At 71.3% G+C, this 25,346-nt stretch carries 13 protein-coding genes and 1 pseudogene; 7 read left to right on the plus strand and 7 right to left on the minus strand.

The features are described from left to right. Positions 1 to 14: 14 nt before the first annotated feature. Positions 15 to 6,203: a S8 family serine peptidase gene (locus tag ACIBD9_RS20515; protein ID WP_396719800.1), complete on the plus strand. Its 6,189-nt coding sequence runs from the start codon at positions 15 to 17 to the stop codon at positions 6,201 to 6,203. Between the two features lie 83 nt (positions 6,204 to 6,286). Here the strand turns inward: ACIBD9_RS20515 and ACIBD9_RS20520 are convergent, their stop codons facing one another. Continuing rightward, the gene (locus ACIBD9_RS20520; RefSeq protein ID WP_396719802.1) at positions 6,287 to 7,204 is read right to left on the minus strand and encodes an NADP-dependent oxidoreductase; all 918 of its coding nucleotides are present in this window, start codon (positions 7,202 to 7,204) and stop codon (positions 6,287 to 6,289) included. A 464-nt stretch (positions 7,205 to 7,668) separates the two neighbouring features. Here ACIBD9_RS20520 and msrA point away from each other — a divergent pair, with 464 nt between their 5' ends. Further along, positions 7,669 to 8,175, plus strand: coding sequence for a peptide-methionine (S)-S-oxide reductase MsrA (gene msrA, locus ACIBD9_RS20525; RefSeq protein WP_396719804.1), 507 nt, complete (start codon positions 7,669 to 7,671; stop codon positions 8,173 to 8,175). 66 nt (positions 8,176 to 8,241) lie between these two features. Here the strand turns inward: msrA and ACIBD9_RS20530 are convergent, their stop codons facing one another. Continuing rightward, positions 8,242 to 9,438 carry a DUF3068 domain-containing protein gene (locus ACIBD9_RS20530; protein ID WP_396719806.1) on the minus strand — a complete coding sequence of 399 codons (1,197 nt, stop codon included), beginning with the start codon at positions 9,436 to 9,438 and terminating at the stop codon, positions 8,242 to 8,244. 111 nt (positions 9,439 to 9,549) lie between these two features. Between ACIBD9_RS20530 and ACIBD9_RS20535 the strand changes: the two genes are divergently transcribed. Next, positions 9,550 to 10,815: an acyltransferase family protein gene (locus ACIBD9_RS20535; protein WP_396719808.1), complete on the plus strand. Its 1,266-nt coding sequence runs from the start codon at positions 9,550 to 9,552 to the stop codon at positions 10,813 to 10,815. A gap of 109 nt (positions 10,816 to 10,924) precedes the next feature. Continuing rightward, positions 10,925 to 12,103: a glycosyltransferase family 4 protein gene (locus ACIBD9_RS20540; protein ID WP_396719810.1), complete on the plus strand. Its 1,179-nt coding sequence runs from the start codon at positions 10,925 to 10,927 to the stop codon at positions 12,101 to 12,103. On the opposite strand, the gene ACIBD9_RS20545 is transcribed toward ACIBD9_RS20540, so the two are convergent. From ACIBD9_RS20545 to ACIBD9_RS20555, 3 genes are read right to left on the minus strand one after another with little or no spacing between them, the layout of a single operon-like run. Then, on the minus strand, positions 12,088 to 12,282 hold the full coding sequence (locus tag ACIBD9_RS20545; protein ID WP_387173798.1) for a hypothetical protein: 195 nt from the start codon (positions 12,280 to 12,282) through the stop codon (positions 12,088 to 12,090). The two genes, ACIBD9_RS20540 and ACIBD9_RS20545, sit on opposite strands and share 16 nt — an antisense overlap. Before the next feature lie 35 nt (positions 12,283 to 12,317). Further along, positions 12,318 to 14,063 (minus strand): hypothetical protein, encoded by a 1,746-nt coding sequence (locus ACIBD9_RS20550; protein WP_396719813.1) that lies wholly within the window; start codon positions 14,061 to 14,063, stop codon positions 12,318 to 12,320. Next, positions 14,064 to 15,944, minus strand: coding sequence for a hypothetical protein (locus ACIBD9_RS20555; protein WP_396719832.1), 1,881 nt, complete (start codon positions 15,942 to 15,944; stop codon positions 14,064 to 14,066). Positions 15,945 to 16,111: 167 nt separating this feature from the next. Here ACIBD9_RS20555 and ACIBD9_RS20560 point away from each other — a divergent pair. Together ACIBD9_RS20560 and ACIBD9_RS20565 are read left to right on the plus strand one after the other, a co-directional pair. Further along, a pseudogene (locus tag ACIBD9_RS20560) lies at positions 16,112 to 20,392 on the plus strand (alpha-(1->3)-arabinofuranosyltransferase); the annotation flags it as partial. 158 nt (positions 20,393 to 20,550) lie between these two features. Then, a complete protein-coding gene (locus ACIBD9_RS20565; RefSeq protein WP_396719815.1) occupies positions 20,551 to 21,792 on the plus strand; it encodes a polysaccharide biosynthesis protein in 1,242 nt (413 codons plus the stop codon). Here ACIBD9_RS20565 and nudC read toward each other — a convergent pair. Further along, the gene (gene nudC, locus ACIBD9_RS20570) at positions 21,789 to 22,706 is read right to left on the minus strand and encodes an NAD(+) diphosphatase (RefSeq protein ID WP_396719817.1); all 918 of its coding nucleotides are present in this window, start codon (positions 22,704 to 22,706) and stop codon (positions 21,789 to 21,791) included. The genes ACIBD9_RS20565 and nudC overlap by 4 nt on opposite strands. Before the next feature lie 181 nt (positions 22,707 to 22,887). Here nudC and ACIBD9_RS20575 point away from each other — a divergent pair, with 181 nt between their 5' ends. Then, complete coding sequence (locus ACIBD9_RS20575; RefSeq protein ID WP_396719819.1) at positions 22,888 to 24,708, plus strand: VanW family protein; 1,821 nt, start codon at positions 22,888 to 22,890, stop codon at positions 24,706 to 24,708. Here ACIBD9_RS20575 and ACIBD9_RS20580 read toward each other — a convergent pair. After that, on the minus strand, positions 24,681 to 24,941 hold the full coding sequence (locus tag ACIBD9_RS20580) for a hypothetical protein (protein ID WP_396719821.1): 261 nt from the start codon (positions 24,939 to 24,941) through the stop codon (positions 24,681 to 24,683). The genes ACIBD9_RS20575 and ACIBD9_RS20580 overlap by 28 nt on opposite strands. Positions 24,942 to 25,346 lie beyond the last annotated feature (405 nt).

Consider the following 25,346-nt stretch of genomic DNA (forward strand, 5'->3'; position numbering starts at 1 on the left):
GTCGAAGGACTCTCATGAAACTCAAAGCCCTCGCGGCTTCGCTGGCCGTAGCGGTCGGCCTGAGCATGGTCCAGGCACCACCGGCGTCTGCCGCTGAGCCGGATCCAGGCGCCGCCGCCAACAAGATCGCCTCGAGCCTGAAGGACCGCTTCCGCACCCAGCCGGCTTCCGACTTCTGGATCACGTTCGAGACCAAGGCCGACCTCGGGCCGGCAAAGAAGCTCACCGACTGGACCGCCCGCGGTCGGTTCGTCTACGACGCGCTGATCGCGGCGACGAAGGACTCCCTGGCATCCGTCTCCAGTGACCTCGACCGGGCGGGCGTCAAGTACACCTCCTACCCGATCGCCAACGCGGTGCTCGTCAAGGGAGGCACCGAGAAGCTCGCCCTCAACGTGGCCTCGAAGGTGCAGGTCGCCGAGATCCACGCGACGCCGCAGGTCGCGCTGGTCGAGCCGGTTGACGAGAAGATCCCTAACGACCAGGCTGCCCGCCCCGCCGCCCCGAAGAAGGCCGCCGAGGCAGGGAACGTCTCGTGGGGTCTGGACGCCATCCACGCCCCCGAGGCGTGGGCCATGGGCGCCACCGGCGCGGGCATCACGGTGTCCAACCTCGACTCGGGCGTCCAGTTCGACCACCCCGCCCTGACGCACCAGTACCGTGGCGCGAAGCCCGACGGCACCATCGACCACAACTACAACTGGATGGCCACCCGGGGCACGTGCACGGGAGCACCGTGCGACGACAACGGCCACGGCACGCACACCATGGGCACCATGGTCGGTGACGACGGCACCAACCACGTCGGCGTCGCGCCGGACGCACAGTGGATCGCGACGAACGGCTGCTGCGACAGCACCGGCGTCGAGTCGCTGCTGCGGTCCGGCTGGTGGCTGCTCGCCCCGACCGACCTCCAGGGCAACAACCCCGACCCGTCCAAGCGCCCCCACGTCATCAACAACTCGTGGGGCCAGACCGTCGAGCACAGCTTCGACGACTTCTTCCAGGCCATCGACGAGGCCTGGAGCGCCGCGGGCATGTTCAGCGTCTGGTCGTCGGGCAACACCACGCCGTACGCGGACTGCGACACCGTCTCCTCCCCCGGCTCCGCCCCGAGCGCCTACTCCGTCGGCGCCTACTCGTCGGACGGCACGCTCGCGTCGTTCTCCCGCAAGGGCGAGGGCGAAGGCGGCCGGATCAAGCCCGAGATCTCCGCTCCGGGCGACGGCGTCCGTTCGTCCTACCCGGGCGACAGCTACGTCGAGATGTCCGGCACCTCGATGGCGGCACCCCACGTCGCCGGCGCCGTCGCGGCGCTGTGGAGCTACGACCCGACCCTCATCGGACAGGTCGAGGAGACCCGCCGCCTGCTCGGCGAGTCGGCGGTCGACGTCGACGACACCGAGTGCGGCGGCACCGCCGAGGTCAACAACAAGTACGGCGAGGGCCGGCTCGACCTCGTCCGCCTGCTCGAGCTCGCACCCCGTCAGGGCGGCACCCTCACCGGTGTCGTCACCGCCGACGGCGCCCCGGTCCCCGCGGCCGAGGTGACGATCAGCGGGCCGTTCAGCCGGTCGATCGGCACCGACAAGGACGGCCGGTTCACGACGAACCTCCCGGTCGGTGACTACCAGCTCAGCACCAAGGTCTTCGGCTACCTGACCGCGACCGCCAACGTCACGATCACCCTCGGCCAGGACACCTCCGTCAAGCTGCCGCTCACGGCCGCCGTGCGACACGACATCAGCGGCCGGGTCGTCGACGACAAGAAGCGGCCCGTCCCGAACGCCGACGTCTCCGTCAACGACACGCCGCTGAAGCCGGTACGCACGGATGCCAACGGCGCGTTCACGATCACCGCTGTGCCCGAGGGCGGGTACACGCTGGGCATCAAGCCCAACGCCTGCTTCTCCCCCACCACCGTGCCGCTGGCCGTCGGCGCGCAGAACGAGTCGCGCGAGTACCCCGTCGGGCTCGTCGTCGACAAGGGCGGCTACAGCTGCGCCGTCTCCGACGGCGAATACCTGCGCGGCACCGACCCGGTCGCGTTCGGCAGTGGCGTGTGGGCGACGGTGCAGCTGCCGTTCCCGATCGCGCTCTACAACGGCAGCCACGACAGCCTCGGCGTCGGCCTGCGCGGTGTGATCGCCCCGGACGGCGCTACCGGACCCGGCTATGGCGGGGCGGGCATCTTCCCGTTCTACGTCGAGACCCCCGTCGAGTTCGCCCCCGGCGGAGGAGTCTTCACGGCAGCCACCAAGGTCAACGGCGAGGACGCGTTCGTCGTCGAGTACCGCAACGCCAAGCTCTGGGCCTATCCGGACCGCACGGAGTACACGGAGCCGGTCAGCTTCTCGGCCACGCTCACCCGCTCCGGCACGGTGATCTTCGGGTACGGCGACGGCGTCGGGTCCGACGACCCGGTGACCGCTGGCGCGCACGCCGTCACCGGCATCCAGGGCTGGGCCGGCGTCGACGGCATCCGGTTCTCCGACAAGGCCCCGGTGCTGCGCGACGGGATGGTCGTCACCTACGACATGCCTGACTTCGGGTACCTCGACGCGACGGTCGTCGACCAGAACGACGGGCAGCCGGTGGCCGGCGCCAAGGTCTCCTTCAGCAACAAGGACGGGCTCGTCGAGGCCGTCACGACCAACGGGACCGGCGTCGTGCACCGTCAGCTTCCGGTCGGCGACTACACCATGACCGTCGACGCGCCGAACTACACGACCGCGGCGTACCCGTTCTCCCTCGACAAGCTCTACGCGAAGGCGAAGATCGACGCGCGCCTGACCACGGGCGCCGCCGGCCTGAAGGCCGACGGCCTCGACGCGCTGTTGGGCACCGACCAGAACGGCGTGGGCTCGCTGACGCTTAGCAACAACGGCTCCGCCCCACTCACGTACGACCTGGGTGAGGCCGCGCGCCACCCCGAGCTCGACGCCGCCGGCGCCACCGAGCGCACCGGGAAGGGTGCGGCCAGCACGATCGACCTCGCCGCGTGGAAGGCCGGTGCGAGCGGCATGAAACCGTCGAACGTCGACGGCAAGGCCGCGACGGCGAGCGCCGCGGAGGCACAGGCCGCCGCCAAGGTCGGTACGACCTCCGGCGGTGACGTCATCACCCGGATCGCCATTCCGGGCACGATCGCGGAGAAGGAGCCCTCCGGCGTCGGGTACGACGGCGACGTCTGGGTCCACGACTACAACGCGCGGACCAACACCGCCTGGACGGTGACGGGTAAGCCGACTGGGAAGGTCTTCGACGCGGCGTGGAACCCCGCGTACCGGGCGTTCGACATGGCGCTGGACACCAAGACCGGTGACATGTGCCAGATGGAGGACAGCCCGGCCAGCTTCATCCACTGCTTCAACCGGGAGACCGGGAAGGAAACCCGGCAGATCAAGGGTGACTGGTCCACGCTGCAGCTGACCGGTCTCGCCTACAACCCGACCGAGGACGTGTTCTACGTCGGCGGCCGGGCGAACGGCATGATCGGCACCGTCGCCGGGACGTCGCACGACAGCCCGGGTGCGCTGCTGTCCTTCTGCGCCCCGCCGCTGCCCGAGGTGATGGGTCTGGCCTACAACCAGGCGTCCGACACCATCTGGTACACCGACCTCACCTCGAACCGGCCCACCCGCCTGCTGCAGGTCGACCCCGACGACTGCTCGCTGGTCAACGCGTGGTGGTTCCCCGGCCAGAAGGCGGGCCAGGGCGGCGGCCTCGAAACCGACTCGACCGGTGCGCTGTGGGCGGCGGACCAGGTCGCCGACGACGTCGTGCTGGTCGACGTCGAGGACGATCTGCTCACCGACCTGCCGTGGCTGTCGCTCTCCTCGACCGGCGGCACCCTCGCCCCGGGTCAGTCGACGACCGTCAAGGTCTCGATCTCCGCGAAGGGCACCAAGCCAGGGGTCCTCGGCGCGAACATCGTGGTCAGGTCCGACTCCGGACGCCAGTCCAAGACCTACGTCCCGGTCACGCTCACGACCACGAAGTACCAGGTCGGCGTCAACGCCGGCGGCTCGAAGCTCACCGACGGCTCCGGCTACACCTGGTCCGCCGACCAGCCCGCCGGCAAGAAGGCCTGGGGTTACGAGGGGAAGACGAAGGTCACCGCCACGAAGGCCGGAATCGACGGCACGACGGACGACGCACTGTTTCAGTCGCAGCGCACCACGCCGGACAAGCAGTTGTTCTACCGCTTCCCGGACGCGCCCAAGGGCACCTACGCGATCGACCTCGGGTTCGCCGAGATCGAGAAGGTGGCCAAGGGCAAGCGGGTGTTCGACGTCCTCGTGGACGGAACACTGACGGAGTACGCGTACGACCCGGCTGGGGCCGTGGGGCCGGACGCCGCCGACTGGCGCAGCGCCGTCGTGAAGCACGAGGGTGGTCCGCTGACCGTGGAGCTGCGGGGCTCGAAGGGCCTGAAGCCCCCGACCATTGCCGCGTTGCGGGTGACGCTCGACCCGCGCGCGGACGCGGTGGAGCCCGAGCCCCAGCCCGAGCAGCCGGAGCCGGGCCCCGTGCCGGTGGCCCCCGCCGGTCGCTCGTACTCGATGAAGGTGACCGACGGGCTCTACCGCCAGGGCACGGAGGAGTCCGGGTGGCACGGCGACGACCTCTGCGGCGTGCTGTGGTTCGACTCCAGCTTCCTGGCTCCGTTCTACGACACGGCCTGGGACGGCGTGTGCGTGACGACGAACGGCGCGCTGACCTTCGACCGCGCCAGCACGTCGGGGAGCAACACGGCACTGCCGTCGCCGTACCCGATCGACGCGATCTATCCGCTCTGGGACGACCTCATCGTCGACGACGAGGCGGGTATCTACTTCGGCAAGACCGAGGTGGACGGGCTGGCGGCGCAGGTCGTCGAGTGGCGCAACGTCGCCTTCTACAGTGACCCGACGGCCCGCGTGAGCTTCTCGGTCACCCTGATCGCGGACGGACGGATCCAGATCGGGTACGGCGACGGCGTCGGCGGCGACAACCCGCTCACCCGCGGGTCGTCGGCAACGGTCGGCGTGGAGAGCCTGACCCGCAACCCCGCGAGCCAGCACTCCTTCAACCAACCCGTCCTGAAGGCAGGCCTGGGGCTGGAGTACACCCTCCCGGCCGCGGGCACGATCGAGGGCACGGTCACCGACGCGAACGACCGCAAGCCGATCGAGGGCGCGATCGTCACGCTCAAGGGGCCGGCCGGCGAGCGGGTCATCACGACCGACGCCAAGGGCCGGTGGAAGGCCCAGGCGCTGGTCGGCGAGAACACCGTGCAGGTCGACGCGCCGAACTACGTCACCGCCAGCCACCCGGTGACCATCGCCAAGAAGGATCAGGCCGAGACGGTCGACACGGCGTTGACCACGGGCGTCGCCACCGTCGCCGCAGGTGACCTCGACTGGCTCCTCGACAAGGACCAGAAGACGACGGCTGACGTGACCGTGACCAACAACGGCTCCGCCCCGCTCGAGGTACGGATCAGCGAGCAGAAGCGCACCAGCGACGGTGGGCACGAGACCGCCGACCTTCCCTGGCTGACGCTCACGGGCGCGGCGGCAACCGGCACGGTCACGCTCGCGGCCGGCACGTCCACCACGGTCACGGCCACGGCCGACAACGCCGGCGTCGAGCCCGGCGTCCTCGTCGGGGACCTGCTCGTGGCAACGAACGCCGGCAAGGGCGAAGCCCAGCTCAAGCCGGTCCGTCTGGCGACCTCGGCCTACTGGAAGGGCGTCGACGTCGGCGGGTCCGGGTACGTCGGTGCCGACGGCGTCTTCTGGTCACCCGACCAGGGGCTCGGCTCGCGGCCGTGGGGCTACGTCGGCGGCAAGGCTCGTGCCACCAGGGCCGACATCGCCGGCACCGAGGACGACGCGCTGTTCCGCACCCAGCGGACCGGCCAGACGTTCAGCTACGTGTTCAAGAACGCCCCCGCCGGGACGTACCGGATCGGCCTCGACTTCGCCGAGATCGAGAAGGTCAAGGCCGGCACGCGTGCCTTCGATGTGCTGGCCGACGGCAAGGTCGTGCTCTACGACCACGACGTGCAGGCGAAGGTGGGCGCGCTGACCGCGGACATGAACACGGTCACCGTCGAGCACGCCGGTGGCGATCTGACGATCGAGCTTCGCCGCGACAAGGGTGAGAGCGACCCGATCCTCAACGCCCTGAAGGTTCAGCAGGACCCGCGCCTCTGAGCTTCCGCTGAAAGTGGTCAGAGCCTCCACGGAGAGCATTTGCCGTGGAGGCTCTGACCACGACTGTCGCTCTCCCCGAATCCTCAGGAGCGGGTGCGGATGATCGTCTTTCCGGTGATCCGCTTGGTTGGGTTGAGAGCGGCGGCGGCGTCGTCGAGGTCTGCGACGTGGCCGACGTTCGTCCGCAGTCTCCCGTCTCGTACCCGCTGGACGATTTCCCCCAGTTGGGCACGATCGGGCATCACGACGAAATCTATCGCCAAGCCGTCCGCGGGCCGCGCCTCGGACGGCCCGACAACGGAAACCAGTGTTCCTCCGGCTCGAATCAGGCCTGCCGACCGCTTCCCGATGTCACCTCCGATGACGTCGAAGACCAGATCGACTCCGCCGACGTCTTCCAGGGCCTCGCTGCCGAGGTCGACGAACTCGTGTGCGCCGAAGTCGAGCGCGGTCTGGCGGTCGGCAGCGCGTCCGGTGCCGACAACGTAGGCGCCGAACTCACGGGCGAGCTGCGTCACCATCGAACCGACTGCGCCGGCCGCGCCGTGCACGAGGACGGTCTGCCCCGTCCGAAGGCGGCCGTGCTCGAATAGTCCCTGCCAGGCGGTCAGGCCAGAGATCGGTAGGCTCGCGCCCACCGCGAAGTCGACGTCACCGGGCAGCGGCGCAAGGTTGCGCGCCTCGACGGCCACATACTCCGCCAGGGTGCCGTCGCGGGTCCAGTCCGTGAGGCCGAGCACCCGCTGTCCCACCGACAGTCCGGTCGTGCCATATCCGAGAGCGCTGACCACTCCGGCCAACTCGTGGCCAGGGATCGACGGCGTCCGGTCGCGGCCGAGGCGATCGGTCCAGGTCGAAGGCCACGCCAACTCGGTCGGGACGAACCCCGACGCATGAACCTGAACGACGACGTCAGTGAGGGCGGGTTCCGGCTCAGGCCGTTCCACCAGCGTCATTCCGGCCGTTCCGGCGGCCTCGTCCGTCACCACGATCGCCTTCATCAGATACCTCCTTGCATCCAGCCCTCGTCTGCACTGGCACGAGGAGCACATTTCCGTTTCCCGGCATTGGTGGCGCCAAGCCTCGGCGCCGTGCCACACACGCTGACCGGTAGCGGTTGGGGCGCGAGGATCAAGCCGGGAGTGGCGGGGACGTCTGTCGAACTCGACGCCGACGGGCAAGTCGGGCAAATCGTCGTTACCGGGGGCACCCTGCCGGACAGCTCGAACCTAGCCACGGTGAAACTGGTCTGTCAAGTCCAGTATTGGACTACGTGGCGCTGGCGTGGTCGCACGGAAGTGCCAGTTCAGCCTCGCCAGCAGGGCAGCTACCTGGCATCGACCAGACACTCCTTCTGGACTATAGAGTCCAGACAAGGCGGAGGGTGCGGGAATAACGCCGACCCGGAGAGTGTCTGTACTCGCGTGTCCAGGTGGGCTGGCACGACGACAGGCAAGGGGACGACGTGAACACCGAAAAGGCAATTCTCGCCGGCGGCTGCTTCTGGGGCATGGAGGAGTTGTTCCGCCGCCAGCCCGGCGTCGTGTCCACGCGCGTCGGCTACAGCGGCGGTGACGTCCCGAACGCCACCTACCGCAACCACGGCACCCACGCGGAGTCCATCGAGGTCGTCTACGACACCGGCAAGACCGACTTCCGCGCGCTGCTCGAGTTCTTCTTCCAGATCCACGACCCTTCGACGAAGAACCGCCAAGGCAACGACGTCGGCATCAGCTACCGCTCGGCGATCTTCTACACCAGCGACGAGCAGAAGCGGGTCGCCGAGGACACCATCGCCGACGTCGACGCCTCGGGTCTGTGGCCCGGCAAGGTCGTCACCGAGGTCACCGCGGCCGGCGACTTCTGGGAAGCCGAGCCTGAGCACCAGAACTACCTGCAGACCTACCCCGACGGATACACCTGCCACTTCCCCCGCCCCGGGTGGAAGCTTCCGAAGCGGGCGACGGCCTGACACCTCCGGGGGGGGGGGCCCCCGGGCGCCCCCCACCCCTCAGTCGTACGTCCGGTCGTACGCGCGTCAGCGTTGCTCCACCTCGCCCGGGGCCGGACGCTGGGTCGGCACCGTCGGGTCCTCCGACTTCCAGTTCGTCGAGGCCGGCGGGATCTCGTCGCTCAGTGGCCCGCCGACCGGCTGCGGCCTGGGCTGCTCGACGGTCTCCGTGTCGCGTACCGGCTCCTGGTCCACCCGGGTCGGCGTCGGGTCGTCGACCGCCGGCTCGGCGCGGTGCCGGGCCGTCCCGCCCTCGGGTCGGGTCACCAGCCACACCCCGAAGACGACCGCGAGCAGACCGAGGACACCGGCGACGATCGGGCCCCAGAAACTGATCAGGCCGATCTTGAAGCGGTTGTCCTTGACCGTCTCGACGCTGCGGCTGACCGTGTCGTCGGTGTAGTTGAAGTCCGCGTCCAGCAACACCGTGGGCGTGCCGGTGTTGGGGCGCAACTCCTTGTGCTGCTGTTCCCGCACGTTCACGTAGGAGCCGGTGACCGGGTCGACCCAGAGCGTACGGGTGTTGCTGTAGACGACCTGGCCGCTGGTGGCGCCGGGGGCGAACTTGCCGACCAGCGTCTGGATGCTGCTCTCCGGGGTGGCCAGCACCTCGTTCTCGATCCGCTGCTCGAAGCGGTACGCCTCGACGCCCTTGATCTTTTCGGTGCCGACGAACTTCGCCGGGACAGCCCGCTTCAGGTCACGGTCGAAGACCTGGTAGTCGCGCTTGGCGGTGCCGAACGGGAACTTGTAGATCTGGCCGGAGTACTTCACGTTGCCGACCGGAGTCCCGTCCGCCCCGGTCTCGTTGAGCCACTGGTCCTTCCACGAGGCGGCCGCGCCGGAGATCCGGTAGAGAGCGAGTTCGGTGCTGTACTGGCTGACCACGTCCTGGTTGTCGGTGCGCCGGACCGTCTGGTAGACGTCCCAGATCACCGCGTCGCCCTTGAGGTCCTTGGGCAGCCGATCCTTGGTGTCGTCGGGCTGCGGAATGACCTCCACACTGGACACCAGATCGCCCTGCGGAACCTCGATGCTCACCGAGGTCCCGGTTGCCGTGATCTTCAGGAACCTGGCGTTCTTCGCCTCGGCGACGGACGTCGTCGGCTCAAGGTCGTAGGGGAGCTTGGTCACGGCGGGGGCCACGTAAAACGGCAGCCCGGCCGCGAAGACCAGCAATAAGACGCCAAGCCCGAAGAGCGCGGCGCCCACGCGAAGCTTCACTCATCCTCCTGTAACCTGCCGCCCTACGACCTGTTGTCCGGGGCACCCGATCCTTAACATGGCGGGAGGTTACTCCCCGGTCACCTTCAAAGCGACCCCCTGGATGTCCAGATGTCCACAGCCGCCGCGCCAACAGTTTCGGAGCCTTCGGTAACCGGCCGACTTCCCGCCCTCGACGCGCTGCGAGCAATCGGCGCGGTGGCGGTCGTCGGTCACCACGTCGGGTTCCAGACCGCCGTCACCATGAACACCACCTGGGGCGGCTGGCTGGCTCGGTTGGACGTCGGCGTCGCCATCTTCTTCGTACTCTCCGGGTTTCTGCTGTTCCGGCCGTGGGCCCTCAACGCGGCGACGGGCCGGGCCCGACCCGGTGCCAAGCGCTACCTGTGGCGGCGGGCCCTGCGCATCCTGCCCGCCTACTGGTTGGCGATCGTGGTCTGTCTGGTCGTCCTGCCGCAGAACCGGCAGGCGTCCGTCGGCGACTGGATCCGTCACCTCACCTTCACCCAGATCTACCAACCGGGGCAGTTGCGCTCCGGGCTCAGCCAGACCTGGAGTCTCGCCACCGAAGTCGTGTTCTACCTGCTCCTGCCGCTGGTCGCCGTGCTCGCCGTGGGCCGGTCCTGGCGTCCTGTCCGGACCATCGTGATCCTCAGCGGGAGTGCGCTACTGACCGCGGGGTGGCTCATCCTGATGGGGCTCGGCCGGCTCGACGCCGCCCTGCACACGATGTGGTTCCCCTCGTACGCCGCCTGGTTCGGCACCGGCATGGCACTGGCGACGGCGCACGTCGCCCTGCGCACCGGGACCGCGCCCACGGCCTTCCGGGTCCTGGACGACCTGGCCTCGGCGCCGGTCACCTGCTGGGCTGCCGCCGTGGGCCTGATGGCGATCGCGACGACGCCCGTCGCCGGCCCCCGCGACCTCACCGAGCCGACGGCCGCCGAGTTCGGCGTCAAACTGGCCCTGTACCTCGTGATCGCGGCGCTGATCCTGATCCCGGTGGCCTTCGGCGGGCCGACCCGGATCAAGGAGGTCTTCGGCAGCTCGTCCGCTCGATGGCTCGGCGCGGTCTCGTACGGGCTGTTCCTGTGGCACCCCATGGTCATCGAACTCATCTACCTGATCGACGACCGACCGCTGTTCTCCGGCGGGCTGCTCAACACCTTCGCCCTCACCATGGCCTTCGGTCTGGCGTACGCCACGGTCAGCTACTACGGCGTCGAGCGACCCCTGCAACTGCTCGGGTCGCAGCGTCGACGCCGGTCGGCCGGGCGCGGGCAGGCATCCGGGACCCCCGCCGCGGACGTGGCCGCACCGGCCACCACACCGCCGAGCCTCGCGGCTGGCACGCCGGTGCCGACGGTCGGCGGATAGCGCCCAGCGCTGCCCCATCGGGGCATTGCCGGCCGGCACACCAGCCCCTAGTGTGACGCGGGTCGCTAAATTACTTGAGAGTAGGGTTCGCGTGGAGCGTCGCTTCGGCATGCCCGGACACGTGTTGTTCCTCAACTGGCGAGACACCCGCAACCCCGAAGGTGGCGGTTCCGAGGTGTACGTCGAGCGGATCGCCGCCGAGTTGGTGGCGCGCGGTTTCCGCGCCACTCTCTTCTGCGCCGCCCACAGCCAGGCTCCCGCCGACGAGGTCAACGAGGCGGGCGTACGGCTGGTACGGCGCGGCGGCCGACACACCGTCTACCTCTGGGCGGCGCTCTGTTACGTCGCGGGCGCGCTGGGCATCGGCCCGCTGGCTGCCCGCCGAGGCGGCCGACCCGATGTCCTGGTCGACGTCTGCAACGGGTTGCCGTTCCTCGCCCCGCTCTGGGCGCGACGCCCGGTGGTCAAGCTGATCCACCACGTGCACCGCGAGCAGTGGCCGGTGGTGCTTCCACAGTGGGCGGCCCGGTTCGGCTGGTGGATCGAGTCGTCGCTCGCCGTACGCCTCTACCAGCGGTGCCGGTACGTCACCGTCTCCGAGGCCACCCGCCGGGAGCTGGCCCTTCTCGGCGTGCCGCCGGAGCAGGTCTCCGTGGTGCACAACGGCACCCCGACGCTGGCCCACACCGACGTCGAGCGGGCGACGTTCCCGCTGCTCGTGACACTGAACCGGCTGGTGCCACACAAGCGGGTGGAGGTGGCGCTGCGAGCCGTCGCGGCCCTCGCCGACGAGCTGCCCCAACTACGTCTGGTCGTCGCCGGCCAGGGCTGGTGGGAGTCGCACCTGCGTGAACTCGCCGCGGAACTCGACATCACCGAGCGGGTGGACTTCCGGGGCTTCGTTACCGAGGAGGAGAAGGCCGCGCTGCTCGCCTCGGCCTGGGTCGCGCTGACCCCGTCGCTCAAGGAGGGCTGGGGGCTCACAATCGTGGAGGCGGGTTCGGCGGGCACCCCGACTGTCGCGTTCCGGGAAGCGGGCGGAGTCGCCGAAGCGGTCGTCGACGGGCGTACCGGCCTGCTGGCCGACGACATCGACGACTACCTGCTGAAGGTGCGCACGCTTCTGCACCGGGATGAGCTGCGGCGGGAGATGGGCGCACAGGCCCGGGAGCACGCGGCCAGCTTCACCTGGCAGGCCGCGGGTGGACGCTTCGAGGCGATCCTCAAGGGTGTGGAGTCGCCCCGCCCAGTGCAGCAGCGGGGCGAGCCGTCCTACCTGTCGCCGTAAACCGCGGGGGCGTACGGGTCCTTCTTTCCGGCCCGCTTGGCCGCCTCCGAGACGAGCTTGGCCTCGCTTGCGGCCTCCTCGTCGGTGGCGGTCGCGGCGGCCGAGATCCCGCCGAGAGCCAGGATCCCCAGCAACGCCGCCACCAGGCCAGACACGGCCAGGGTCAAAGCTCTACGCATGCCAATCCTCCAATGGCGAGACGTGCGAGCGGACGTTACCACGCGGTAGGTCGCCGGTGTAGTGCCGAAACGGCGGCAGCGACGACCACCAGAAGGGCAGCGCCGAGAGCCGTCACCACCGCCAGTCGGGCCGGCCCGGACCCGCCCGGTTCCCGCACGGTCGCCGGGTTTCGGTACAGCGTCAGGAACGGTCCGTCGTGGACACGCACCAGGCCGCCGAGCACCTGAGGGTCCACCTCGCCGGAGACCTCGTGCTGCACCAGGACCCAGCGCACCCCCGTGGTCCAGACCGGCCGTCCCTCGGCCAACGCCCGGCGCAGCTCACGGACGCGCGGATTCTCACCGGCCACCGCGACGTCACCGACCCGGAGCGTGTCGTCGGTCAGGACCGTCCCCGGCAGGTAGCGGGGCGCCGGGTCCAGGACGACCCGACCGGGGTTCCACGGGTACGCGCGGTAGGCGCTCAGCGGCAACGCGAGGACCTCCCCCGGCTCCTCGTCGACGTACTCGGCCACCCGCTGCCACTCCGCTGGATAGCTCACCGGACGAAGCCGACCGACGCCGCCGAACGCGAGGTCCGGCAGGACCGCCACCGGCAGGAACAGCAGCCCGGCCAGGACCACCCCGGCCACCTCCCGGTCGACCCGGGCCACCAGCCGCTCGGCCCCCAACGCGGCGCACACCACCAGCAGCAGGGCGTAAGGTGCCAGGAACTTCTGGCCATCTCGCAGCAACCCCGCGCCCGGCAGGTGCACCACCGCCCAACGCAGCGCGGCGTCCCCGCCGGGGATCACCCCGAGCGCGGCCAGCAGACAACCGGCCCCGGCGAGCACCGCCAGCCGCGCCGCCCCGCCCGGGGGCAACCGGCGTCGCAGCAGGCCCGCCCCGACACCGGCCAGGACCAGCAGCACCACTGTCGCCACCGGCACCAGCGGCGCGGCGCGACTGGCGGGGGTGGCCTGCGCGCTCCAGATGCCGCCGGTGCCGGCGAGCGCCGCCAGCGGGCCGGCCCAGTTCTCCGACCGTGCCGCGAACGCCGCGACACCCGCCGGGTCCGAGGAACCCCCGGCACCCGTGACCAGGGCCGCGACCACCCAGGGGGCGTTGAGCACCCCGACCGCGACCAACGCCTGCCGGGACCGGAGCGGATGCATCCGCTGCGACACCAGCGACGACCGCCGCGCACGCATCCGGTCCGACGTCAGCACCAGCACCGTGCCCAGCGCGACCAACCCGCCGGTCGGCGTGATGGCGGCGGGAGCGGCGGCGAGCACCACCCGGGCGAGCGCGCCGTCGCGCCCCGCCCGCAGGTCCAGCGCCGCCCGCACCAGCCAGGGCAACGCGGCGTACGCGAGCAGCAGCCCCCACTGCCCGATCAGTAACCGCTCGGCGAGGTACGGCGTCCACGCGTACGCCACCGCGGCGAACAGCCGGACCGAACGGCGGTCGGTCGGCACCAGCCGGCCGGCGCCGACCGCCGCGAGGAAGACCGCCCCGGCGAGCGCCAGTCGCTGCACCAACCAGCCCGGCACGAGCTGGGTGACCAGCGAGACCAGTGCGTCCATCGGCACCGCCCGGGGCAGGTTCTGCGCCGGGGCGACGAGATCCCAGGTCAACGGCTGCCGGGGTACGAACACCATGTCGTACAGCAGCGCGTACCCGGGTGCCGCCAGCGGGGCCAGCACCAGCACCGTGACCGCCGCCGCGACCGCGTACAGCGGCAGCGTGTCCCGCGCCCGCCGAACCGGTGCGGCTTCGACGCCGTCGGTCGGCTCAACCATTCACGATGCCGGCACCGCCCGGCCGACGGTGATCAGTTGGGTGCACACCCCGACGCCCGGCGTACGCACGGTGACCTCGACGGCGTCCCCCGCACCCTCCAGCAGGAAGTACAGGTCGTTCAGCCCGCGCCGCAGGGTGATCTCGCGCGTGGCGTCCCCGAGCCGGAACAGCGCGGTCGAGTCACCCGAGCTGAGGTAGCCGAAGTGCACGACGTACGGCCACTCCACCAGGTGCCCGTCCAACGGGATCCGGGTGGGTTGGCCACCCTGGGCCAGGTGCCCGCAGCCGTCCACCGGGCCAGGCACGATCTTCCGTCCCTCGACCACGACCGGACGGATTCGGCCGAGCTCATCGAACGTCGACGGTCGCGCGGCCTCCGTGACGAAGGTGGGCCGACGCTCGGCCGGGCGGAAGAAGTGCGACTGGCGATTGTCCGGCCAGAAGTAGCCGGCGACGACCCGGTCCGGGACTGCGGTGTCGAAGAAGACGGTGCCCGGCGGCGCGGCGGCAAGCTCGGCCTGCGTCGTCGCGAGATAGTCCCGCCCGTACTTCGTACTCCAGTTGTCCCCGAAACGGGCCGTGCTCCACAGGGTGCCCACGCCAATGGTCGCCAGCACGACGATCATCGAGACCAGGCCGACCGCGAAGGCACCCGGCTCCCGAAGGACCGTCGGCACAGGCCACGCCGAAACCTCGTCCTCGTCGGTGTCCTTGATTCCCAGCAGGGCCGCACCGACACAGATCGCGGCGACCAGCACCACGTCGGCGACGTACCGGGGAACGACGCCGACCAGCGGACCGAGCGGGCCGCCGAGCCGGGTGACGGCGAAGAGCGTGGCGACCAGCCCGAGGTAGGAGGTGAACAGCAGCCAGGCCCGTCCCGCCGACGGGCGCCGCCGGACGGTGACCACGACCAGCGTCGCCAGCACCGCCCAGGACAACCACTTGGCGATGTCGTACGGGTCGGCGAGCGGGGGGCCGTCACCGGCGTAGGTCCAGCGCCACGGACCACCGAGCAGACCCGGCACCACGGTCTTGCCGACCAGGTCACCGAGGAAGTTGAGGACCGGACCGACAGACGAGGGTTCGTCCAGCTCGCGGGCGGCCGGTCGGGTCAGGTAGAACGCCAGATACGCCCCGGAGAGCACGGAGAGCAACAGCCACGCCGGCCAGTGCCGACGGAGCGCCGCCCCGAGGCTGCGCCACACGCCGCCGGAGGTGAAGAGGAAGACGGTCAGCAGGAACAGCAGCGGCACGATCAGCAGCGACTTGGTGTCGAAGAACAGGCCGAACACCAACCAGAGCGCGACCGCCACGAGGTGCCGCAGGCGACCGGTCCGCACGTACCGGACCTGGGCTGCCACCGCCATGACCAGGGCCAACTGCATCGGCAGCACGAGCAGCCCGACCAACCACAGCGAGGAGACCTCAAGCGTCAGCGGGCTGAACACGAACAGGCACAGTGGGATGAGCAGACCCCAGCCGGGCCGGAGCAGGTCGCGCAGCAGCCGGTAGACGGCGAGCCCGGTCGCCGCCTGACCAACCGCCAGCAGCAATACCCACGGCCAGGTGGCGAAGCCCGCCGCCCGCACCATCGCCCACGCCACCAACAGGCCGCCGGGCATGAGGTGGTTGTTGAACGTACGCAGGAGATAGTCCGCGTCCAGCCCGGTGTCGAGAACCTGGGCGGCGATGACGAACTCGTCCTGCGAGAACCAGCCGCGAGCGGCGAGGCCGGCGCGCCAGGCGACGGACACGGCGATGAGGGCGATCGCCACGGCGCGGACGGGGTCGGCGCGGAGCCATCGGCCGATCGGCCCCGGCCCGCCGTCATCGGACGCGACGCGTTCCGGATGCGTCTCGGCCTCAGCTTCTGGCATTGACATGGTCGGCAGCCTGCCACACGCTTACACGCCGTGGGGACGGCCGTTCTCCCGATAACGCCACCGCAGCGCCCCTGGTCGCCCGTCCGTGCCCGGTCCGGATAACGTCGCGCGACAGTCGTCGGCTGCAGGTGCGCGTCCGGCCGGTGAAGACAGGAGCCGACATGCGTGCAGAGGTGGCCAGTGGCGCCGCTCCGGGGTCCAGCCGGAGCCGGCACACGGCCCGACGGTTCCGGCACCTGGTCATCTGCATCGCGCTGACCGCCCTCGCCTTCCAGCAGGCCCCGGGCCAGGTCGTCCCGGACACCAAGGTCGACCTGAACGTCAACCCGGCCGGGTGGCTGCTCCGCTCGCTGCACCTGTGGGACCCCACCGGCACGTTCGGGCAACTACAGAACCAGGCGTACGGCTATCTCTGGCCGATGGGCCCGTTCTTCCTGCTCGGATCGGAGTCCGGCCTCGCGCCGTGGGTGGTGCAGCGGCTGTGGTGGGCACTGCTCTTCTGTGTGGCCTACCTGGGCGCCGTACGCCTGGCGGGCCGGCTCAACATCGGCACGCCCGCCGGACGCATGATCGCCGGCGTCGCCTTCGCGCTGTCACCCCGCATCCTCACCCAACTCGGCTGGTCCTCGGTGGAGGCCTGGCCCAGCGCCGTCGCACCCTGGGTGCTCATCCCGCTCGTCGGTCTCGCCGCCGGCACGTCACTGCGGCGCGCCGTCGCCGCGTCGGCTCTCGCCGTCGCCTGTGCCGGTGGGGTCAACGCCACCGCCGTGTTCGCGGTGGTGCCACTGGCCCTGCTCTGGCTCGCCACCATCCAGCCCGTACGCCGCCGCGTCACCGCCATCGCCGCCTGGTGTGGCGCGGTAGCCCTGGCCACGGCGTGGTGGTTGGTTCCGTTGCTGGTCCTCGGGCGGTACAGCCCGCCCTTCCTGGACTACATCGAGACCGCCCGAAACACCACGAGCGTCACCGACGCGGTGACCACGCTGCGCGGTGCCTCCTACTGGGTCGCCTACCTGGCCTCCCCGTTCGGACCGACCATCCCGTCCGGGGCGCGACTCGCCAACGAGGCGGTACTGGTCGCCGCCACCCTGGCGGTCGCCGCCCTCGGTGTGCTCGGGCTGTCCCGACGCGGGATGCCGCACCGCCGGTTCCTCATCACCGGTCTGGTCCTCGGCGTCGCGCTCGTCGGCCTCGGGCACGTCGGCGACCTGCCGAACATCCTCGCCGGCCCACAGCGGGAGTTCCTCGACGGCGTCGGCGCGCCCCTGCGCAACGTGCACAAGTTCGACGTCCTGCTCCGCCTACCCCTGTGCCTGGGCATGGCGCACCTGATCGGCCTGGCCGTCCGGGCGGCGCGCACCGCGCCCACCCGGCACCGCCCGCGAACCGTCGCCCGCGCCTGGCTGACCGCCGGCGCCGCCATCGTCGCCGTCACGGCGGTCGCCACGCCCGCGCTCGCGGGTGGTCTCGCCACCCCTGGCAGCGTCAAGGAGGTGCCCGGCTACTGGCACGAGGCCGCCGACTGGCTCGACGCGAACACGGGGCGCGGGCGGGTGCTCGTCGTACCCGGGGCGCGCTTCCCGTCGTACGACTGGGGCAGCACCACCGACGAGATCACCCAGCCGCTGCTCAACAGCCGGTGGGCGGTACGCAACGCCATCCCCTTCACCCCACCGACCACGATCCGGTTGCTGGACGTCATCGAGTCGACGCTCGCCACCGGCTCGGGGTCGACCGGCCTGGCGGACCTGCTGGCCCGATCCGGGATCAGCCACGTCCTGTTCCGCGCCGACCTCGACCACGGCCGCTCCGACACGGCCCGCCCAGCGGTCGTCCGCCAGGCGCTGGAACGGTCACCCGGGTTGACCCGCGTCACGTCCTTCGGCCCCCTGCGCGGCGGGCCCGCGTCCCCCGACGAGTTCCGCGACCATGGGCTCGACGTGCCCGTCCGGGCGCTGGAGGTCTACCGCGTCGACCGGCCCGTCGAGCCGGTCGTCGCCTACGACAGAGCCGACGTGACCACAGTGGTGGGCGGCCCGGAATCCCTCCTCGACCTCGCCGCTGCGGGGCAGCTCGGCTCGGCGCCCACCGTCCTGGCCGGCGACGCGCCGACCGCCGCCGTCGCCGGGCCGGTGGCGATGACCGACGGGCTGCGCAGACGCGACGTGTCGTTCGGTGGACTGCGCGACAACACCTCCCAGACGCTGACCGCCGACGACCCCTTCGACGTCACCGCACCCGCCCACGACTACCTGCCCGAGTGGGGGGCACAGCACTCCACCGTCGCCCGTTTCGAGGGCATCACCGCGATCCGCACCTCCACCGCCCGCTCACAGGTGGGCTCCCCCGGCGGCGCCCGCCCCGAGCACCAGCCGTACGCGGCGATGGACGGCAACCCGGCGACCTCCTGGCAGTCCGCGCCGTACTCGCCCAGCGACCGGCAGTGGATCGAGGTGGGCCTCGCCAACCCGACGACTGTCACCCGGGTCGAGGTGTGGTTCGACCTGAAGGCCGACGCCCTGCCCACGACGGTGACAGTCAGCGCCGGGTACGAGAGCAGCACCGTCGAACAGTTCAGCGACCACATGGTGTTCGAGCTGCCCGGCGTCCACGCCATCCGCGAGGTCCGGGTCTCGGTCGACAGCGCGTACGACCTCCGCCCGTTCGGAAACGGCTCGGTCGGCATCGCCGAGATCAAGATTCCGGGCATCCAGACCAGCCGCACCCTGGTCCTGCCCGCCGCACCGGTCACCGACCGGCCGGCAACCGTCGTCGTGTCGGCGGCACCCACCACGCCGGCCTGCTTCTCCGTCGACGGGCAGCCGCGCTGCTCCACCGACGCCATCCGTGGTTCCGAGGACGCGTCCACCATCGACCGGACCCTGACCCTGCCGGCGGCCGGCGCGTACGACGCCAAGCTGTGGGCGCGGCCGACGGCCGGCCCTGACCTGGACAACACCCTCGACAAACTGGTGACCGACGCGCAGCCGCTGCGCCTCGCGGCGCAGATCAGCGCGTCCTCGACGGCCGTGCCCGACCCGACCGGGCGGGCCGGCGCGGCGCTCGACGGCGACCCGGCCACCAGTTGGTCACCGGCGATCGACGACGAGGCGCCGATCCTGCGACTCAAGTGGCTCAAGCCGCAGACCATCACCGGGCTCCGCTTCTCGGTCGACGACAAGGCAGCCGCCACCCGACTGGGCAGCGTGCGGGTGGTCGGCGACGACGGCTTCCGCAGCAGCCTGCTCGGCGACGACGGGCTGCTCCGCCTGGACCCGCCGATGCGCACCGACGAGATCACCATCCAGTTCCTCGACAAGCCGTCCGCCACCAGTACCGACCCGTACAAGCTGCGGTTGCCGGAGAAGCTGCCCATCGCGGTCGGTGAGGTGACAGTGCTACCCGGAGCGCCCACCGTCGGACCGCGCCTCGACACACCCCTGTCGCTGGCCTGCGGATCGGGCCCGACGCTGCAGGTCGGCGCGGCGCGGGTGACCACCTCGCTGCGCGGCACGCTCCGCGACCTGCTGGAGATGCGTGAGATGCCGGTGACGCCGTGCGGCCGGGCCACGCCCCGCCAGCTTGACCTGGGCCGCGGGGAGCACCGGATCGTCGCCACCCCGAGCCGGCTGGCCGCGCCCACCAGGGGCGCCCTGGTGCCGCGCACGACCACGCCGGCCTCGGCGACCGCGGCGCCCCCATCGGCCTCGGCGACCGCGAGCGCCACCGAGGTCGAGACCTGGGCGGCCACCGAGCGACGGGTACGGGTGGCCAGTCACCCCGTCGACCGGGTGCTCGCCGTGCGGGAGAACACCAACACCGGCTGGCAGGCGACCCTCGGCGGGCGGACGCTGAAACCACTGGTGGTGGACGGGTGGCAGCAGGGCTGGATCCTTCCCGCCGGCGCCTCCGGAGAGGTGCTGTTGCGCTTCGCCCCGGACACCCCGTACCGGGCGGGGCTTCTCCTCGGCGGCATCCTGCTCGCGGTCGTGGTCCTGCTCGCGGTGCTGCCCGCCCGGCAAACCACCGGACGGCCCTCGACGACCGCCGTACCGCGCGGCCGGCGCCGGGTCACCCGCTCGCTGCCGCTGCTGGCCGTCGGGGCCGCCGCGCTGGTGCTGTGGAGTGGCCTCATCGGCGGCCTGCTGGTCGCGGCGGGGTTCATGCTGGCCGTGCCCGGCCCACGCCGCCTGCCGTGGCCGGCCGACCCCCGTCGGGCCAGGACGATCAGCCGGGCCGTCGAGACCTGGCTCCCGGGCGCGCTCGTCCTGCTCGCCGGGTGGCTCTACCTCGACTCGACACGACGGAACACCGACGCGCTCGTGCAACTCACCATCGTCGTTGCCCTGGGCGCCCTCTGGCTCACCACCGCCGCCCGACGACGGCCCGTACGCCGCGCCACGCCAACCGCCGTGACCTCAGCCGTTCCGGCGGCTGCGCTGGTCGCGGAGGGACCGAAGCCCGACGCCATCGAGCCGGACGGGACCGAGGCGGTTGCGGCTGAGCAGGACGGCAGGGAGCCGGACGCGGCCGAGCCGGCAAGGCCCGGCCAGTCGGCCGGGCCAGCCGACGGGCAGCTTCCGACCTTCTCCGAGATCACGTGAGCCTCCGACGACCCGTCCGCCGGGAGAGGACGGCCCAGACGGAGCTGACCCGCGGATGGAGTACGGGCCTCGGTGCTGCGGGGGTCAGCGTCACCCTGGCCGGGGTTCTGGTCAACGGCCTGGCCTACCTGGTGCCGGTGCTGGCCGCGCGACGACTCGACCCGGCCGACCTCAGCGCGCTCGCCGCCGCTCTCGGTCTGGTGGCCATCGTCGGTGTGCCCGGGCTCGGTCTGCAACTGGCCGTCGCCGTGCACCACGCCCGGCACGGGTCCTCCGACACTCGGCGGCTCACCGCGGTCACCGCCGCGGTCTGCGCGGGAACCCTCATCGCGTCGACGCCACTGCTGGTCACCGCCCTGGATCTCCCGGTCGAGATGCCCGCGCTGCTGGCGGTCACCACCGCGGCGATCGTGCTCTCCTCCCGGTCCCTCGGGGAGTTGCAGGGTGGCCAGCGTTTCGTGCGACTCGCCATCGGGATGGCCCTGCTCGCCGCCGGCCGCTACGGCGGCGTGATCGCCGGGCTGCTGCTCGGCGCGGGACCGACCGGCGCGCTGGCGGTCGGCGCGTTGACCGCCGCGCTCGCCCCGGCGGTGCTGGCCCGACTCGCCCGCGAGCCCGCTCGATCGTCCACCGCACCACGGTTGACCGCCGCGCAGGTGGTTGCCGGCTGCGGTGCGACCCTGGCGATGCTCGTCGTCTCCTACGCCGATCTGCTGCTGGCCCGGCAACTGCTGTCCCCGTCGGATTCCGGGGCGTACTCGGTCGGCACCGTCCTGAGCAAGGGCGCGCTCTGGGCGCCGCAGGTCGCCGCCGTCCTCGCCCTGCCGCGGCTGGCACGCGGTGACCGGCGCAGCCGAACGGTCGCGTTGGCGGTGACGGGCGGGTGTGGCGCGGTGCTGGTCATCGCCTCGACGCTCGCCGGAGGGCTCGCCTTCCGCCTCGCCGGTGGACCCGACTACGACCACCTCGGCCGGTACGCGCCCCTCTTCGCGGCGGTCGGTGCGCTCTACGCGGTGACGTTCGTGCTGCTCAACGACCGCCTCGCGGCCGGCGGGCGCTGGGCGGCGGCACCGCTGTGGGTGGGCGTGGCCGGCCTGGTGGCCGTCACCGCGACCCTGCGGCCCCACACCGTCCCCGGTCTTCTCCTCGCGGCCCTGGGCACGGCCATCGTCACCACCGCGATAATGGCGGTGGCGGCAGGTCGCCCCGCTCGGGCGCCGGTGGTTGAGCCCGACTAGCCCTCCGCGAGCCAGTCCGTCAGCAGTCGGTGGTCGATCGCGTCCACCCGACCGAGCTGACGACCCGAGGCCACCCGGTCCCGCAGCTCCGCCCGGGTGAACCAGCGCGCCTCCAACAACTCCTCGCCATCGACGCGTACCTCGTCGGAGGTGGCGGTGGCTCGGAAGCCCACCATCAGGCCGGCGGGGAACGGCCACGCCTGCGACCCCTGGTACGTCACGTCGGTGACGGTCACGCCCGCCTCCTCGGCCATTTCCCGACGGACCGCGTCCTCCAGGCTCTCGCCGACCTCGACGAAGCCGGCAAGCGTCGAGTACGCGTCCTCGCCCGCACCCGCGTGCCGGGCCAGCAGACAGCGCCCCGACCGACCGGGTGCCTCGACCAACACGATGATCGCCGGTTCGATCCGGGGGAACAGCAGACGTCCGCACTCCGCGCCGGTGCAGGTCCGCAGGTGCCCGCCGCCGCCGGCGACGGCCGGCGCGCCGCACCCTCCGCAGAACCGCTGCTGTCGGTGCCAGTGCAGCAAACCCCTGGCGTACGCCTGGACGGCCGCGTCGCCGGGTTCGAGCCGCCCGACCAGTGCCCGCACGTCGACGGACCGCACCGCACCGGCCATCTCGACGGCGGACCGCTCAGGGAGTGCGGAGAGATCCGCGGCGAACACGGCGACCTCCCCATCGAGCCCCAGGAAGACGGGCTCGCCGGCGGCGGACCGGACCAGCGCCGCACGCTCCGCGCTGAGCCGAACCGGCCCGTGGCCGTCGACGAGACAGCGGTCCCGCCACATCGGCAGCAGCACGGTGGTCGACTCGGTGAGCAGCGCGCTCAACCGCGTTGGATCGGCGCGCACCGGGCCCGCCCGATCCAGCCAACCGCCCCCGTACGCCAACACCCGCTCCGCAGTGCCCACCCGGCCACCGTGCCACGTCGGTGGTTCGCCGTCGGCACCGACCCCGGGTCGGTGCGACACGCCGAACGACACGCGGTAGCAGCGCCTGGTGGGCGCAGCCACGAGGACGGCCGGGCATTCGTTACCGTAGGTGCCTCCGGGAGGGAGGACCTCCCGCGGCACCCTGGCGATCGAGGTTGCAGTGACGCTGTACGGCGAAAAGAGTCCACCCGCCGACGACCGGCCCACCGTGCAGGTCACCGCGGTCACCTGGCCGGACGATGGATCTGAGCCGGTCACCACAGCCGCTCCCGGCGAGCTGGACGGCGGGCCGCGCCGCCCACGTCGGGTGCGGATGTTGCTCGCCGCCGGCATCACCGGTGGCGTCCTCGCCGCCGTGGCGGGTGCCGGTGCCTGGGCGTACGCCGGTGACGTTCCCCGGGGCACCAGCGTGCTCGGCACCGAGCTCGGCGGCCGGAGCCGCGCGGACGCCGACCGGCAGTTGCGGGCGGAGCTGGACCGGCGGGCGGCGGCGCTCGCCACACCGCTGAAGGTCACCGTCGACGGGCGTACCGCCGAGATCAACCCGGCCGACGTGGGGCTGGCCGTCGACGTGCCGGCGACCGTCGCGGCGGCGGCTGAGGCCGACGCGCACCCGGTGAGCCGGTTGGTCGGCTCCCGCACCGTCGAACCCGTGGTGACCGTCGACGTGGGCCGGTTGGACGACGCGCTCCGTAAGGTGCTCGGTGACCAGGCCCAGGGCATGACGATGCCGGCGATCACCTACCAGGGCACCACACCGAAGGTCGTACAGCCCAAGCCCGGGCTGGCTCTGAACCCGCAGCGCTCCGCCGAGGTGGTCCGCGCCGGCTGGTTGGCCGGCGCCCCGGTCACCGTGCCTCTGGTGGAGACCCACCCGGCGACCACCCCGGACGAGTTGGACCGGATGGTCAGCGAGCTGGCGAAGCCGGCAGTCGCCGAACCGGTCACCCTGCGCACCAACAAAGGTTCCGTGACCATCCCGCCCGCCGCCATCGCGAAGAGCCTCCGGTTCAGCGCCGACAAGACCGGCAAGCTCACCCCGTCGGTGGACGTCAAGCGCCTGCGGGCGGCACTCGGCGACAAGCTCGCCGCCATCGAGGTGCCGCCGAAGGACGCCACGATGACGATTTCCGGTGGCCGACCCACGGCCAAGGAGGGGCGATCCGGTCAGCAGTTGGACACGGCAGCCCTCAGCCGGGACCTGCTGGCCGTGCTACCGAAGGCGGACGGCCGCGAGGTGACCGGCGAGCTGAAGCCGACGCCGCCGCAGCTGACCGGGGAGAAGCTCGCCGGCCTCGGCATCAAGGAGCGGGTGTCGACCTTCACCACCCGGTTCACCGGCGGCATGGCCTCGTCGCGCAGCCAGAACATCGCGACCATCGCGAGGAGGGTGGACGGCACGGTCGTGCTGCCCGGGAAGACGTTCTCGCTCAACGGTCACACCGGCGAGCGCGGCTACGCCCAGGGCTACCGGGACGCACCGGTCATCCTCGACGGCAAGCTGGTGCCGGGCGTCGGCGGCGGCACCTCGCAGTTCACCACCACGCTGTTCAACGCGACCTACTACGCCGGCCTCGAGGACGTGGAGCACAAGCCGCACTCGTACTGGTTCGACAGGTACCCGGCGGTCATCGAGTCGACCATCTTCTGGCCGAGTCTGGACTTCAAGTTCCGCAACAACACCGAGTACGGCGTGCTCATCGACACGTCGTACACGTCCAGCACGATCACCGTGTCCATCTGGAGCACGAAGATCTACGACAGCGTGAAGACGGAGTACGGGCCGCGCCGCAACATCACGACGCCGAGGCAGATCCACCTGGCTCCCGGCCCCTCGTGCATCGAGACCAACGGCATCAACGGCTTCACCCAGGACGCCTTCCGGGTCATCAAGAAGGGCGGCGTGGTGGTCAAGCGGGAGAAGTTCACCTGGCGCTACGACGCTGAGCCCCGCTACGTCTGCGGGCCGAAGACGTCCTGAGGCCCCACCCGCTTGAGTCTGCCGCCCTGCGGTGGCGTCGGCACCGTGCGAGTCTCCTGCACCCGGATCTCGGCCCGGAACCGGTGCGCCGCGGGGTGCCAGATTTCCTCGAACGGGCCCATGACCTCGCCACCGATGCCGCGACGACGCACCCGGGACGCCAGCCACCAGAGGGTCCCCAGGATCGCCACCACGCAGCCCGCGAACACCAGAGATATCAGGACGTCATCCACGGGCCGAGCGTAGCCCGGTGCGCCAGGGCCAGAACGGGACCGGACCGCACCGGGCGCCGCTCGCAGGCCGCCGACCGTATGCCGCCGACCGCCGCCTGCCGCCCGAGGCCGCAGACCGCCCCCCGCAGGCGCCAAGGTCACGCAACATCCTGGTTGTAGTGGTATCAGCCCGCCGGACAGGCCACTACATCCTGGTTCGAGCGTGACCTTGACCGATTCCAGCCCTCCAGAACCAGCCCGGCCCCAGCCCTCCCGCCGGACTGCGTGCACGGCGGTCGCACCAGTCCTGTACCGGGACACGCGGGTCGAGCGCGCGCGGGTGCGGACGTTCGTCAGGGAACGCAGAAAAGGCCACCCCGTTAGGGGTGGCCTTTTCTGGAAGATTGTCCGGCGGCGTCCTACTCT

It is taken from the genome of Micromonospora sp. NPDC050784 (assembly GCF_044456765.1).
GTDB lineage: Bacteria > Actinomycetota > Actinomycetes > Mycobacteriales > Micromonosporaceae > Micromonospora > Micromonospora foliorum.